The organism is Saccharothrix xinjiangensis, from assembly GCF_039527585.1.
Taxonomy (GTDB): Bacteria; Actinomycetota; Actinomycetes; order Mycobacteriales; family Pseudonocardiaceae; genus Actinosynnema; species Actinosynnema xinjiangensis.
In genome coordinates this window covers 157,657-171,275 of sequence record NZ_BAAAKE010000019.1, presented here as the reverse complement: position 1 = coordinate 171,275, position 13,619 = coordinate 157,657, and the positions used below count along the sequence as shown (strand labels likewise).

14 protein-coding genes are annotated in these 13,619 nt (G+C 73.0%); 8 read left to right on the top strand and 6 right to left on the bottom strand.

Features of this window, described 5'->3' with window-relative positions; translation table 11 throughout:
- Nucleotides 1-81 precede the first annotated feature (81 nt).
- Together ABD223_RS29985 and ABD223_RS29980 are read right to left on the bottom strand one after the other, a co-directional pair.
- Nucleotides 82-276, bottom strand: coding sequence for a ferredoxin (locus ABD223_RS29985; RefSeq protein ID WP_344039949.1), 195 nt, complete (start codon nt 274-276; stop codon nt 82-84).
- A complete protein-coding gene (locus ABD223_RS29980) occupies nt 273-1,472 on the bottom strand; it encodes a cytochrome P450 (RefSeq protein ID WP_344039948.1) in 1,200 nt (399 codons plus the stop codon). The genes ABD223_RS29985 and ABD223_RS29980 overlap by 4 nt, the downstream gene beginning before the upstream one ends.
- A 187-nt stretch (nt 1,473-1,659) precedes the next feature.
- Here ABD223_RS29980 and ABD223_RS29975 point away from each other — a divergent pair, with 187 nt between their 5' ends.
- Genes ABD223_RS29975 through ABD223_RS29965 form a run of 3 tightly spaced genes read left to right on the top strand, consistent with a single transcriptional unit; the run spans nt 1,660 to nt 3,636 of the window.
- Entirely contained in the window at nt 1,660-2,532 is an 873-nt protein-coding gene (locus ABD223_RS29975) for an ABC transporter ATP-binding protein (RefSeq protein ID WP_344039969.1), read from the top strand.
- The gene (locus ABD223_RS29970; protein WP_344039946.1) at nt 2,529-3,380 is read left to right on the top strand and encodes an ABC transporter permease; all 852 of its coding nucleotides are present in this window, start codon (nt 2,529-2,531) and stop codon (nt 3,378-3,380) included. Before ABD223_RS29975 ends, ABD223_RS29970 begins: the two co-directional genes overlap by 4 nt.
- A 16-nt stretch (nt 3,381-3,396) precedes the next feature.
- The gene (locus tag ABD223_RS29965; RefSeq protein ID WP_033437276.1) at nt 3,397-3,636 is read left to right on the top strand and encodes a helix-turn-helix transcriptional regulator; all 240 of its coding nucleotides are present in this window, start codon (nt 3,397-3,399) and stop codon (nt 3,634-3,636) included.
- A 548-nt stretch (nt 3,637-4,184) separates the two neighbouring features.
- Here the strand turns inward: ABD223_RS29965 and ABD223_RS29960 are convergent.
- Nucleotides 4,185-4,769, bottom strand: coding sequence for a TetR/AcrR family transcriptional regulator (locus ABD223_RS29960; protein ID WP_344039945.1), 585 nt, complete (start codon nt 4,767-4,769; stop codon nt 4,185-4,187).
- Nucleotides 4,770-4,830: 61 nt separating this feature from the next.
- Here ABD223_RS29960 and ABD223_RS29955 point away from each other — a divergent pair, with 61 nt between their 5' ends.
- The 5 genes from ABD223_RS29955 to ABD223_RS29935 all read left to right on the top strand — a co-directional run bounded on the left by ABD223_RS29955 (nt 4,831) and on the right by ABD223_RS29935 (nt 10,104).
- Nucleotides 4,831-5,934: an FAD-dependent monooxygenase gene (locus ABD223_RS29955; protein ID WP_344039944.1), complete on the top strand. Its 1,104-nt coding sequence runs from the start codon at nt 4,831-4,833 to the stop codon at nt 5,932-5,934.
- Nucleotides 5,935-6,132: 198 nt separating this feature from the next.
- Nucleotides 6,133-7,284 carry a nitric oxide synthase oxygenase gene (locus tag ABD223_RS29950; protein ID WP_344039943.1) on the top strand — a complete coding sequence of 384 codons (1,152 nt, stop codon included), beginning with the start codon at nt 6,133-6,135 and terminating at the stop codon, nt 7,282-7,284.
- Nucleotides 7,285-7,370: 86 nt separating this feature from the next.
- The gene (locus ABD223_RS29945; protein WP_344039942.1) at nt 7,371-8,468 is read left to right on the top strand and encodes a Re/Si-specific NAD(P)(+) transhydrogenase subunit alpha; all 1,098 of its coding nucleotides are present in this window, start codon (nt 7,371-7,373) and stop codon (nt 8,466-8,468) included.
- Nucleotides 8,465-8,740 (top strand): NAD(P) transhydrogenase subunit alpha part 2, encoded by a 276-nt coding sequence (locus ABD223_RS29940; protein WP_344039941.1) that lies wholly within the window; start codon nt 8,465-8,467, stop codon nt 8,738-8,740. Before ABD223_RS29945 ends, ABD223_RS29940 begins: the two co-directional genes overlap by 4 nt.
- The gene (locus tag ABD223_RS29935; RefSeq protein WP_344039940.1) at nt 8,737-10,104 is read left to right on the top strand and encodes an NAD(P)(+) transhydrogenase (Re/Si-specific) subunit beta; all 1,368 of its coding nucleotides are present in this window, start codon (nt 8,737-8,739) and stop codon (nt 10,102-10,104) included. Before ABD223_RS29940 ends, ABD223_RS29935 begins: the two co-directional genes overlap by 4 nt.
- A gap of 60 nt (nt 10,105-10,164) precedes the next feature.
- Here ABD223_RS29935 and ABD223_RS29930 read toward each other — a convergent pair whose 3' ends face one another.
- The 3 genes from ABD223_RS29930 to ABD223_RS29920 are packed head-to-tail and all read right to left on the bottom strand — an operon-like array spanning nt 10,165 to nt 13,403.
- Entirely contained in the window at nt 10,165-10,569 is a 405-nt protein-coding gene (locus ABD223_RS29930; RefSeq protein WP_344039939.1) for a VOC family protein, read from the bottom strand.
- Between the two features lie 14 nt (nt 10,570-10,583).
- Entirely contained in the window at nt 10,584-12,590 is a 2,007-nt protein-coding gene (locus ABD223_RS29925) for an EAL domain-containing protein (protein WP_344039938.1), read from the bottom strand.
- A gap of 6 nt (nt 12,591-12,596) precedes the next feature.
- Entirely contained in the window at nt 12,597-13,403 is an 807-nt protein-coding gene (locus ABD223_RS29920; protein ID WP_344039937.1) for an SAM-dependent methyltransferase, read from the bottom strand.
- Nucleotides 13,404-13,619 lie beyond the last annotated feature (216 nt).

The following is a 13,619-nucleotide window of genomic DNA, read 5'->3' as shown; positions in this document are numbered from 1 at the left end:
CGGCGCCGCGCCCCCCCCCCCCCCCCCCCCCGGGGGGGGGGGGGGCGCCGGGACCGCGAACGGCCCCGGCGGTGGGACACCTCAGTCGACGACCTTGATCGCGCCCGCCGGGCACAGGTGCTCGGCCTCGCGCGCCGCCTCCGCGTGCGCGCCGGTCGGCGACGGCTCCAGCAGCAGCACCGTCCCGTCGCCCTCGTCCTGGTCGAACACGTCCGGGTCGGTCAGCGCGCACATGCCCGCCCCCACGCACCGGTCCTGGTCGACCTCGACCCTCACGAGAACGCCACCGGCAGCTCGTGCACCCCGTAGATCCCCATGTCCGTGCGCATCCTCACCTCCGACGCGGGCACCGCCAGCCGCAGGTCCGGGAACTCCCGGAACAGGGCCGCGTAGCCCGCCCTCATCTCGATCCTCGCCAACTGCTGCCCGAGGCACTGGTGCACCCCGTGCCCGAACGACAGGTGCCCCGAGGCGGACCGCGTGACGTCGAACTCGTCCGGCCGCTCGAAGCGCTCGGGGTCGCGGTTCGCGGCGGGCACCGAGATCGACACCGTCTCGCCCGCGCGGACCACCACGCCGCCGATCTCCACGTCCTCCGCCGCCGTGCGCGTGGTGCCGAAGTGGATGATCGTGAGGTACCTCAGCATCTCCTCGACCGCGTTGTCCACCAGCGCCGGGTCGTCGCGCAGCAGCTGGAGCTGGTCGGGCCTGGTCAGCAGCAGGAACGTGCCGAGGCCCAGCATGTTCGCGGTCGTCTCGTGCCCCGCGATGAGGAGGAGCATCCCCATGTTGGCGACCTCTTCGTCGGTCAGCTCGCCGGTGGCGATCAGACCGCTGATCATGTCGTCGCCCGGCTCGACGCGCTTGCGCCGCGCCAGGTCCGCGACGAACTCCTGCACCCGCTCGAACGCCGCCCTGATCTCCTCGAACGACTTGTTCAGGCTCAGCGCCGCGCTCGTGTCGCGCTGGAAGCCCTCGCGCTCCTCGTAGGGCACCCCCAGCAGCTCGCAGATCACCATCGACGGCACGGGCAGCGCGAAGTTCTCCACCAGGTCCGCCGGTGAGCCCTGCGCCCGCAGCTCCGCCAGGTGCTCGGCCACGATCTGCTCGATCCGCGGCATCAGCTGGTTCATCCGCCGCACGGTGAACTGGCCGGTCAGCAGCTTGCGGTAGCGGGTGTGGTCGGGCGCGTCCATCCCGATGAACATGCCCGGCCGGGCGGGCGGCTGCTGCGGCACGGCCTGGCCGCCGACCTCCCGGATGATGTGGTGCAGCTCGCTGCGGCTGCTGAACCGCCGGTCCGCGTGCACCTCCCGGGCCAGGGCGTAGCTCGTGACGAGCCACCCCGCGTGGCCGTCCGGGAACCGGAGCCTGCTGATCGGCGCGGTCTCGCGGAGGCTCCCCAGCTCCGCGGGCGGGTCGAACGGGTCGGATCGCTCGAAGGGCAGCTTGTCGATCATGGTTTCGGTCATTCCGCACACCTCCCAGTGCGTTCAAGAACCTCCTTCGCAAGCTACAGAAAATTCACGAACCTGTGAAGTAAATAAGCCGTAAGAGAAGGTCTGTAGTACGGCTGATAGCAGGTGTGCTACAAAACGGGGCATCACTCTGATGAGGGGGAGGTGAGGGGCCTTGGTCATCGAGGTGCGGGACCTGCGGATGCGCTACGGCGCGACCGACGTGCTGCACGGCGTCGGCTTCAGCGCGGCGCCCGGCGAGGTGCTGGCCCTGCTCGGGCCCAACGGGGCCGGCAAGACCACCACGATCGAGATCCTGGAGGGCTTCCGGCTGCCGTCGGCCGGGCACGTCCGGGTCCTGGGCGAGGAACCGGGCAGGGGCGACGAGGCGTGGCGCGCCAAGCTGGGCGTGGTGCTCCAGTCGTGGCGCGACCACTCGCGCTGGCGCGTCCGCGAGCTGCTGGAGCACCTGGGCCGCTACTACCTGCCCTACAGCACGCCCGACCGACCGCGCCCGTTCGACACCGACGAGCTGATCAGGACCGTCGGCCTGGTCGAGCACGCGCACAAGAAGATCGCCAAGCTCTCCGGCGGCCAGCGGCGCAGGCTGGACGTGGCGATCGGCATCGTCGGCCGCCCCGAGCTGCTGTTCCTCGACGAGCCGACCGCGGGCTTCGACCCGCACGCGCGCCGCGACTTCCACGACCTGGTGCACCGGCTGTCGGACCTGGAGGGCATGACGATCCTGCTCACCACGCACGACCTGGCCGAGGCGGAGCGGCTCGCGGACCGCATCCTCGTGCTCGCGAACGGCCGCATCATCGCCGACGGCAGCCCGGACCAGCTCGCCCGCCACGTCGCGGGCAAGTCCGAGGTGATCTGGACCCACGACGGCCGCCGGCACGTGCACACCACCGACGACGCCACCGCGTTCGTCCGCGACCTGTTCCGCCGGCACGAGCACGGCATCTCCGAGCTGGAGGTGCGCCGCAGCACCCTGGAGGACACCTACATGGCCCTCGTGCAGCAGCACGAGGGCGGGCGTGCGGAGAAGGAGGAGGTGGCCGCGCTGTGAACGCCACGCTGTACGGGGCCCGGCTGGGCCTGGACCGGGGTTGGCGCGAGTTCAAGCACAGCCTGCGCAGCTCCGACCAGGGCTTCAACCTCTTCACCGTGATCGCCGTCCTGACCGTGCTGTGGTTCCAGCGGGACTCGCAGGTGGAGGGCACGGGCATGTCGCTCGCCTCGCTCACCCTGCCCAGCATGATCGGCATGTCGGTGGCCTTCAGCGGCCTCGTCGGACCCGCGGGCTCGTTGTCGATGAACCGCGAGGACGGCACGCTGCTGCGCGCCAAGGCCGTGCCCAACGGCATGGTCGGCTACCTGGTGGGCCGGGTCGTGCAGACGTCGCTGGACACGGTGTTCAGCCTCGTGGTCGTGGTCGTGCCGGCGCTGTTCCTGGTCGACGTGTTCGCCGCCGCGGGCGTCGTCGGCCTCCTGGCCATGGTGGGCGTGCTGGCGCTCGGCATGCTCGCGACGCTGCCGTGGGGCGCGGTCGCCGGGTCGATCACCAAGAGCCCCGGCAGCGCGATGGGCATCACCATGCTGCCGATGATGGGGATCACGGCGATCTCGGGCATCTTCTACCCGATCACCGCCATGCCGGGGTGGCTCCAGGGGCTCGCGCAGGTGTTCCCCGTGTACTGGGTGGGTCACGGCACGAGGTGGGCGCTGCTGCCCGACGCCGCGGCGGGCGCGGAGCCGGGCGGGACGTGGCGGTTGCCGCTGATGCTGCTCGTGCTGGCGACGTGGGCGGTGGTCGGGTTCCTGCTTGCGCCTACGATCCTGCGGCGGATGGCCCGCCGGGAATCGGGCACGGACATGGAGCAGCGCCGCCAGGCGGCGTTGCAGAGGGGCTCGTGAGCCGGAGGGCTGTGGTGTGAGCGAGAGCGTCTACAACCGGATCGCCATGCTGCGCGCGGAACGCGGGGTGTCGCGCCGGCAGCTCTCCGAGGCGCTCGGCATCCACTACCAGACGGTGGGGTACCTGGAGCGCGGCGAGTACAGCCCGAGCCTGTACCTGGCGCTGCGCATCGCGCAGTACTTCGAGGTGCCGGTGGAGGTGGTGTTCTCCACCGACCCGTTCCCCCGGCTGGGCAGCTCGGAGCGGTCCGCGTAGGCGGGGGTGGCGTTTTCGCGCCACCCCCGCCTACGCGCTCCACCGGCCCCGCGCGTCACCCGAGGGCGGACTCGATGTCGTCCGCGAGCCCCGCCCAGGTGCCCTGGAACGCCGAGCGGTCGCCGGCCGTGGCGCTTGATGGATAAAGCGGTGCGGGGTGGATGACTGCGGCGAAGCGGGGCAGGGCGGACAGGCGGGAGAGGCGAGACAGGCAAGGCGGGGCAGGAGCACGGCGGGGGCGGGGCAGGGCAGACGAGGCGGGCGGGCAAGGCAAGGCGAGGCGCGGCAGGCGGGCAGGGCAGCCAGGCGGGCAAGGCAGGGCAAGGCAGGGCAGGGCAGGGCAGGGCAGGGCAAGGCTGGGCAAGGCTGGGCTGGGCTGGGCTGGGCGAGGCAGGGTGGTCGGACAGGGCGTGTGCCGCTGGGCGCGTGGTGCTGGGCCTGCCCCTGGGCACCTGATGCGTGATGGATAAAGCGGTGCGGGATGGATAACTGTGCGCGGGATGGATAAGTGCTGGTGAGATGGATAACTGCGTCCGCGCAGCCCTCGTTCACCGGCCCAGCACAGCCCGCAGCGCCGAGCGCACCGCCACCTCCAACTCGGCCCGGCTCTCCGGCGTGCCGGGCTCGGGCGCGTGCAGGGCTCCCGCGCCGACCAGCCGGTCGAACAGCAGCCCGTCGAGGAACGCCACCAGCTCCCGGCTCTGCCGCTCGGGTTCCGGCGCGCCCCACGCGGTGAGCACCGCCTTCGCCTGGGCGCGCGACACCTCGCCGTGCTTCAGCACGTCACGCAGCTCGGGGTGGTGGGTCGCCTCCAGCAGGCAGGCGTAGCGGGCCAGGGTGCGCTCCCTCGCGGCGCTCATCCACCGGTCCAGGATCCGCGCGGCGCCCTCGGCGAGCTGCTCGGGGTCGCGCGGCGCGGCCAGGCCCGCCGCCTCCACCTCCTCGGCGTCCAGCTCGGCCAGCCGTCGCACCACGCCCTCGACCAGCGCCTTGCGGGTGCGGAAGTACGCGGACGTCGAGCCGGTCGGCACGCCCGCCTGCGCGTCCACGGCGCGGTGGGTCAGGCCGCGCATCCCCCTGGTCGCCACGAGGTGGATGGCGGCGTCGGCCAGCGCCGCTATGCGGTCCGTCACGGTGCGTCCTCCTTCTACAGCTGTAGAGTACTGGCATCTACAGGTGTAGAAGGGGTGGGCGATGAAGGCGGTCGTGGTCGGTGGCGGGCTCGGTGGGGTCGCTGCGGCGGTGGCGTTGCGCGCGGTCGGGTGGGAGGTGGCCGTGCTGGAGCGCGCTCCGGAGTTCGGCGAGGTCGGCGCGGGGGTGGGCGTGATGCCGAACGCGTTGCGCGCCCTGGGGGCGCTGGGGCTGGCCGACGCGGTGCGGGGGATCGGCACCCCGCGCGTGGCCGGGTTGATCCGCGACCCGAGGGGGCGGGCGCTGGTGCGCGTCGACGAGGCCGGGTCGGACCGCGTGGTGGCCGTGCACCGGGCCGACCTGCACCGGGTGCTGCGGTCGGCGCTGCCGGCGGAGTGCCTGGTCACCGGGGTCGAGGTGCGGTCGGTCGACGAGGTGGACGCGGACCTGGTGGTGGCGGCGGACGGCATCCGCAGCGGCCTCCGGCGCGAGCTGTTCCCCGACCACCCCGGACCGGTGTACGCGGGCACGACGGCGTGGCGCAGCGTGACCGAGGCGCGGTTCCCGCCCGACCTGGAGATCGGGCAGACGCTGGGCGCGGGCGCGGAGTTCGGCGTGCTGCCGCTGGGCGACGGCCGGGTGTGCTGGTACGCGGCGACCACCGCGCCGGCGGGCGGTCGCGCCGACGACGAGCTGGGCGAGGTGCGGCGGCTGGTCGCCGGGTGGCACGACCCGATCACCGCCCTGCTCGACGCGACACCGCCGGCGACCGTGCTGCGGCACGACATCCACGAGCTGGCCACGCCGCTGCCGGCCTACGCGCGCGGGCGGGTGGCGCTGCTGGGCGACGCCGCGCACGCCATGACGCCGTACCTGGGGCAGGGCGCGTGCACCGCGATCGAGGACGGGGTGGTGCTGGCCGCGATGTGCGCGCGCCACGACGTGCCGACCGCCCTGGCCGAGTACGACCGGCTGCGCCGGCCGCGCACGAGGGCCATCGCGCGGGCCTCCCGCCTGGTCGGCCGGTTCGGGCACCGGGTTCGTCACCCGTTGGTGGTGAAGGCGCGGGACGCGGCCATGCGCGCCGTGCCCACCGGGGTGGGTTTGCGCGGCATGAACCGGTTCACCGGTTGGACACCGCCCGAACTGTCACCCAATAGGGGGTAAATTAGCCGTGATGTAAATCACAAGTAACCAAAGGAGTGCGGCCGTATAACAATCAAGTCTCACTCGTTTTCGCAGGATGCGTCACTCTTTCGTGCGATCAAGCACGCGTGGTGTGACACCAACCGCGCGGGGTTGCCGCCCCGGGGACCCGAGCGCTGCGGTGCACGGTCCGTGCAAGGGCAACTACGGTGACGCGCCATGGCCCCCGTCCCCTCGTGCCCGGCTGAAGCCATCCCCCTGCGCGCGCCCTCCGTCGACCTCGACGAGGCGGAGGACTTCGTCCGCCTGCACCACGGCGAGCACCCGGAGCTCGGCCCCGTCGAGCACCGCCTCGCCGAGGTGCACGCCGAGGTCGCCGCCACCGGCACGTACCGCCACACGGCGGCCGAGCTGGTGTTCGGCGCGCGCGTCGCGTGGCGCAACAGCGCCCGCTGCATCGGCCGCCTGTACTGGCGCAGCCTCAAGGTCCGCGACCTGCGGGACCTGCGCGACCCCAAGGAGGTCGCCGACGAGTGCGTCGAGCACCTCAAGCTCGCCGGCAACGGCGGCAAGGTGCGCCCGGTGATCAGCGTGTTCGCCCCCGACGAGCCGGGCAGGCCGGGCCCGCGCATCCGCAACGAGCAGCTGATCAGGTACGCGGGCTACCTCGGCGCGGACGGCGGCGTGCTGGGCGACCGGCGCAACCTGGAGCTGACCGGCAGGGCGCTGGAGCTGGGCTGGCGACCGCCCGCGCGGCGGGGCCCGTTCGACGTGCTGCCGCTGGTCGTGGAGCGCGAGGACGCCGAGCCGTGCCTGGTCGAGCTGCCCGGCGAGGCCGTGATGGAGGTGCCGATCGGGCACCCCGAGCTGCCGTGGCTGGCCGAGCTGGGGCTGCGCTGGCACGCCGTGCCCGCGATCAGCGACATGCGCCTGCGGATCGGCGGGGTCGACTACCCGGCCGCGCCGTTCAACGGCTGGTACATGGGCACCGAGATCGGCGCGCGGAACTTCGCCGACACCGACCGGTACGACCTGCTGCCGTACCTGGGCAAGCGGATGGGGTTGGACACCTCCAGCGTCCAGACGCTGTGGAAGGACCGGGTCCTGGTCGAGCTGAACCGGGCGGTGCTGCACTCGTTCGCGCTGGCCGGCGTCACCATCACCGACCACCACACCGAGTCCGACCGGTTCCTCACGCACCTGAAGAAGGAGGAGGCGGCGGGCCGGTCGTGCCCGGCCGACTGGACGTGGATCGTGCCGCCCATGTCGAGCGGCATCACCAGCGTGTTCCACCGCTACTACGACGAGCGCGAGCTGGTGCCGAACTTCTTCCCGAGCGGCACGCGGGGCGTCTGCCCCGTCATCCACTGACCGTTCGGCGCAGCAAGACGTACATACGGTTGAAATGAAGGGGAAGCTGTGGCGTAGATCACCTCGCCGGGTCTACGGTGATCGCCGTGAGAGTGGGTGTACCCGCGGAGTCGCGGCCCGCCGAGCGCCGCGTAGCCGGTCTGCCGGAAACGGTGACCACGCTGGTCGGTGCCGGCCTCACGGTGGACGTGCAAGCCGGAGCGGGCGCCCACGCCCACGCCTCGGACGCCGCCTACCGCGCAGCCGGTGCGAACGTCGTCCCAGACCACCCCGCCGGGCGTTGCGAGGTCCTGGTCTCCGTCCAACCGCCGACCCCCGAGCAGGCCGCCCGCCTGCGGGAGGGCGACATCACGATCAGCTTCCTCCAGCCGGCCGCCGAGCCGGAGCTGGTCGAAGTCCTCAAGGCCAACGGGGTCACCTCCTTCAGCCTCGACCTGCTGCCCCGGGTGACCAGGGCGCAGTCGGCCGACGCCCTGTCGTCGCAGGCCCTGGTCGCGGGCTACCGCGCCGTGATCGAGGCCACCCGGCGCCTGCCGAAGTTCCTGCCGATGTTCACCACCGCCGCGGGCACGGTCCCGCCCGCCAAGGTGCTCGTCCTCGGCGCCGGCGTGGCCGGCCTCCAGGCCATCGCCACCGCGCGCCGCCTCGGCGCGGTGGTCGAGGCGTACGACGTGCGCGCCGCGGCCAAGGAGGAGGTCCGCAGCCTCGGCGCGAAGTTCCTCGAACTGGGCCTGGAGACCCAGGGCGGCGTCTACGCGCAGGCCCAGTCCGAGGAGTTCCTGGAGCGCCAGCGCGAGCTGATCGCCGAACGCGTCGCGGCCTCCGACGTCGTCATCACCACCGCCGCCGTGCCCGGCCGGACCGCGCCGGTGCTGGTCACCACCGACATGCTCAAGGCGATGGCACCGGGCTCCGTCGTGGTCGACCTGGCGGCCGAGACCGGCGGCAACGTCGCCGCGTCGCAGCCGGGCGAGGACACCTGGATCGGCGAGGTCCTCGTCGTCGGCGCCCGGAACATGCCCAGCACCATGCCGGTGCACGCCAGCCGCCTCTACGCCCGCAACGTCGCCAACCTCCTGCTGATGATGACCGCGGACGGCCGGGTGGAGCCGGACCTCGACGACGAGGTGCTGGCCGGCTGCTGCCTGACCCACCGGGGCGAGCTGAGGAGGGAGCTGCCGTGATCGACCTGCTGACGATCTTCGTGCTCGCCGTGTTCGTGGGCTTCGAGGTCGTGTCGAAGGTGTCCACCATCCTGCACACCCCGCTGATGTCCGGCGCGAACGCCATCCACGGCGTGATCCTGGTCGGCGCGATCCTCATCACCGGCCGCGCCGAGCACGCCCTGGAGGTCGTCCTCGGCCTGGCCGCGGTGTTCCTGGCCACCGTCAACGTGGTCGGCGGGTTCGTGGTCACCGACCGGATGCTGGAGATGTTCAAGGGGCACAAGCGGTGAGCCCCACCTGGGTCCAGCTCGCCTACCTGGCCGCCGCCCTGTGCTTCGTGCTGGCGCTCAAGGGCCTGAGCACGCCGAAGCACGCCCGCGCGGGCAACCTGGTCGGCGCGGCGGGCATGGTGCTGGCCGTGGCCACCGCCTTCGTCCACGGCGCGGTCCACAACGAACTGCTCATCCTGGTCGCGATCGCCGCCGGCGTCGCGGTCGGCATCCCGGCGGCGCGGTCGGTGAAGATGACCGCCATCCCGCAGATGGTGGCGCTGTTCAACGGCGTCGGCGGCGCGGCGGCGGCGCTGGTGGCGCTGACCGAGTTCCTGGAGGTCGACGAGGGCTCGGTGCTGTTCCAGGTCGCCACCGTGCTCACCGTGCTGATCGGCGCGGTCAGCTTCTCCGGCAGCGCGGTCACCTTCCTCAAGCTCCAGGAGGTCATGACCACGCGGCCCGTGCTGCTGCCCGCCGGCCGCGTGGTCGGCATCGCGGCGGCCGCGGCGAGCGCGCTGCTGGCGCTGGGCGTCGTGCTCACCGGCAGCGGCACGCTGCTGGTGCTGCTGGCGCTGGCCGGGCTCGCGCTGGGCGTGCTGTTCGTGCTGCCGGTCGGCGGCGCGGACGTGCCGATCGCGATCTCGCTGCTCAACGCGTTCACCGGCCTGGCCGTGGCCGCGTCGGGCTACGTGCTGGCCAACACGCTGCTGATCGTCTCGGGCACGCTCGTCGGCGCGTCCGGCACGATCCTGACCAGGCTGATGGCGCAGGCCATGGGCCGCCCGCTGACCAACATCCTGTTCGGCGCCTTCAAGGCCACCGCCACCGCCGCGGGCGCCGACGAGCAGCGCACCGTCCGCTCCGGCACCGTCGAGGACGTCGCGATCCTGCTCGGCTACGCCCACTCCGTGCTGGTCGTGCCCGGTTACGGCCTGGCCGTGGCGCAGGGCCAGCACGCCGCGCGGGAGCTGGCCCAGCTGCTGGAGCAGCGCGGCATCGACGTCAGGTACGGCATCCACCCCGTCGCGGGCCGGATGCCGGGCCACATGAACGTCCTGCTCGCCGAGGCCGACGTGCCCTACGAGCGCCTGAAGGAGCTGGACGACGTCAACCCCGGCATCGGCAGCGTCGACGTGGTGCTCGTGGTGGGGGCGAACGACGTGGTCAACCCGGGCGCGCGGGACGAGCCGAGCAGCCCGATCTACGGCATGCCCATCTTCGACGTGGACCGGGCCAAGGCCGTGGTGTTCATGAAGCGGTCGATGCGGCCGGGCTTCGCGGGGGTGGACAACAGCCTGCTGTACAACCCGAAGACGACGCTGCTGTTCGGCGACGCGAAGGACTCGCTGACCAAGCTGCTGGCCGCGGTGAAGCAGGTGTAGCAGGTGCGTGCGCCGCTCCCCGGCGGCGTTCGTCGCCGCCGGGGCCCGTCGCCGGCCCGGCTACCCGAAGAAGGGGCCTGCCCGCCGCCGGCCGCTCACGCAGAACCGGTTGCCCTCGGTGTCGGCGAGCACCACGTAAGGCAGCTGCCCCGGGTCGGGCTCCGCCGGGTAGTGCGGCCAGTCCACCCGCCGCGCGCCCAGCGCCACCAGCCGGTCCACCTCGTCGTCCAGGTCGGACTCGCCCGCGTCCAGGTCGAGGTGCACGCGCGGCAGCTCCTCGACCCGGCTCTCGCTGAGGTCCATGGCGATCGCCGCGCCCCGCGCGCCGGGCGGCGGCTCGACCACGATCCAGTCGTCGCCGTCGAAGCGCGGCGGGCGCCGGACGTAGCCGAGGGCCGCCGCCCAGAACGCGCCCGCGCGCTCGCAGTCCTCGACGCCGAGGGAGATCTGCTCCAGGTTCGCCACGGAACCGGACGGTACTAGAGCTCGTAGCCAGGCACGGCGGGTCCGAAGTGGTCGCCGAACGCGGCGTCCACCTCGACCCGAGCCCACCACTCGGCCCGCTCCCGGTCGTGCACGTCCGGCACGAGCACGGCCGTGCCGGACCGCCGCACCAGGCCGACCATGCCGGTGATCGCGTCGTGCAGGAAGCCCTCCGGCCCGTCCGCCAGCCTGCCCACCACCGACGGGTCGAGCACCAGCGCGCCCACCGGCAGCTCGGCCAGCAGCGACAGCTCGGCCTGCCCGCCGTTGAAGCGGCTCAGGCCGGTGGCGATGCCGCTGTCGCGCAGCACCCGCGCGTTGTCCTGACCCGTCTCGGTGAACATCGACCTGGTGTCCAGGAAGATCCGCAGCCGCGACGCGGGCAGGCCGGTCTCGTCCAGGGTCCGCTTCACCGCGCGGACCAGGTCCTCGTCGCGCGACTGCATGGCCGACAGCTCGAAGAACAGCACGCCGGCCACCTCGCCCGCCGCCTCGCGCAGCGCCCACTGGCCGAGCGCCAGCGCCAGCCCGTTGGCCTCGGCCGGCTCCAGGCACTCGTCGTGGCCCAGCTCGTCCCACCGCAGCCGCGCCACGTGCCCGAGCGTCCGCCCGGTCGCGAGCTCCACCACCGGCTGGTACTCGACCTCCAGCTCGCCGTCCGCCAGCGCGCCGGGCATCCGCGCCGCCCGCGCCGACCGCACCCGCGACCGGCGGTCCTCGTGCGGGTCGTAGGGCAGCCACTGCCGCTTGCCCGCCGCCTTGGCGCGGCGCAGCGTGGCGTTCGCGGCGCGCAGCAGCTCGGCCACGTCCCAGCCGGCGGCGGGCCGGTCCACCACGCCGATGCCGCACGACAGCGCCACGCCGCCGTCCATCGGCCGCTCCAGCGCCTCGTTGATCCGCTCGACCAGGGTGGGCACGGCCGGCGAGTCGACGACCGCGACGGCGAACTCGTCGCCGCCCATCCGCGCGACCAGGGTCTCCTCGCCGGCGAACGCCACCTCCAACCGGCGGGCCACCTCCTTGAGCAGCCGGTCGCCGACCTCGTGGCCGAGGCCGTTGTTGACCAGCGAGAAGCCGTCCAGGTCCAGGTGGTAGAGGGTGACCTCGCCGCGCGAGTGCAGCGCCTCCAGCCTGCTGATGAACAGCTGCCGGTTCGCCAGGCCGGTGAGCGAGTCGTGCAGCAGCTGGAAGCTCAGGTTCTTCTGGAGCAGGTGCAGCTCGCTGACGTCCTCGGCCATGGTCACCTGGTAGGCGGGCGCGCCGTCGTCGTCGCGCAGCAGCGACACCGCCAGGTGCGCCCACACCGGTTCGCCGTCCGCGCGCAGCAGCCGCCGCCGCTCCCGGAACCGCTCCACCCGGCCCTCGCCGACGGCCCGGTACGCGGCGGCCAGCGCCTCCGCGTCACCGGGGTGGAACAGCTCGACCAACCGCCGCCCGGCGAACCAGGCCCGGTTCCGGTCGACCATCTCGGCCAGCGCCTCGTTGACCTCGACGCACGTGCCGCCCGGGTCGGCGATCACCACGCCGAACCCGGCGGCGTCGAACACCTCGCGGAACCGCGCCTCGCTGACCCGCAGCCCGCGCTCCGCCCGGCGCTTGGCGGCCAGCAGCGCCTGCTTGACCTCCTCCTGCTGGTCGAACGCGTCCAGCCGCATCGCGGTGGCGAAGTCGGAGCCCACCGCGCCCAGGATCGCGACCGCCCGCTCCGCCAGGCCCGGCGCGCCGGCCGGCTCCGGGCCGGACAGCAGGGCGGGCCCGAGCACCTCCACGGTCCGCCGCAGCGTGTCCGGCCCGGTGAAGCGCGCCTCGACCAGCCGGCTGCCGACGACGGCGACCGGTTCGGCCGTGAACGGCTCGGCCCGCACCGCGTCCGCGACCACGTCCACCAGGTCGAGCAGGTACAGCTCGATCTCGGCCGGGGACAGCGGCACGTACGCGGTCGGGTAGATCGCGCGCATCCACGCGCGGGCCAGTTCCCGCCGTGACCTACCGGGTGGCGACACGGGCGCTCACCCCCTGCGGCCGACCCCGGCGAAGATCCCGGCCCGCTCGGCGTCCTCCTCGGCGGCGCCCTCCTCCGGTCGCCACAGCGGCAGCGGCACCACCCCGGGCTCGACCAGGTCGAAGCCCGCGAACAGCCCGGTGATCTCGGCGCGCGTGCGCGGGTACATCGGGTTCGCGCTGCTCTTCATCACCTCGACGACCCCGGCCATCTCCTCGGGCTGGAGGTCCGAGGTGAACTGGGACAGCACCAGGTGGCTGCCGGGCGCCACCGCGTCGCGGTAGGCGGCGACCACGGCGGCCGGGTCCCGTTCCGGCGGCACGAAGTGGAACACGCCCACGGCCAGCACCCCGATCGGTTCGGCGAAGTCCAGCAGGCCGGTGCGGCGGGCGGCGGACAGCACCGCGTCGGGGTCGGTCATGTCCTCCTGGAGGATCGTGGCCGTGTCGTCGTGCTCCAGCATCATCCGGCTGTGCGCGACCGCGACGTCCTCGAAGTCCACGTACACCACGCGCGACCCGGGCGCGGCCCTGCCGGCGATCTCGTGCACGTTGCCGACGGTGGGGATGCCGGACCCCAGGTCCAGGAACTGGCGCACGCCGGCGTCGACCAGGTGCAGCACCGCGCGCCTGAGGAAGGACCGGTTGAGGCGGGCGATCGTGCGGGCGTTGGGCTGGACCTGGATGAACTTCGCGGCCAGCGCCCGGTCCGCGGCGAAGTTGTGGCCGCCGCCCAGCAGGTAGTCGTAGAGCCGGGCGGCGCTGGGCAGCCCCGTGTCGACCTCGTCGGGCACCCAGTCCTGCCGTTCCGCCACCGCACCTCACCCGTCCGCCTCGCCCCCGCGGGGCGAGATTACTGACACGGGTCCGGATGGCGGCAGGGGGTGAAGCTGCTTGACCCCGATCGGCGTACAAGCTACCCGTCGGTGTGGACACCAAAGTGTCGCAGCTCACAGTCAGTGTCTTGGAAACGTGCCGTCGCGCAAGGCGTCCCACATGTCGGGCACCGAGGTGCCGAGGGTGCCGCGACC

Coding starts and splice junctions, on each gene's coding strand:
- ABD223_RS29950 (WP_344039943.1), top strand. CDS start 6,133: ATGGCCCCCGTCCCCTCGTGCCCGGCTGAAGCCATCCCCCTGCGCGCG.
- ABD223_RS29980 (WP_344039948.1), bottom strand. CDS start 1,472: ATGACCGAAACCATGATCGACAAGCTGCCCTTCGAGCGATCCGACCCG.
- ABD223_RS29955 (WP_344039944.1), top strand. CDS start 4,831: ATGAAGGCGGTCGTGGTCGGTGGCGGGCTCGGTGGGGTCGCTGCGGCG.
- ABD223_RS29975 (WP_344039969.1), top strand. CDS start 1,660: ATGCGCTACGGCGCGACCGACGTGCTGCACGGCGTCGGCTTCAGCGCG.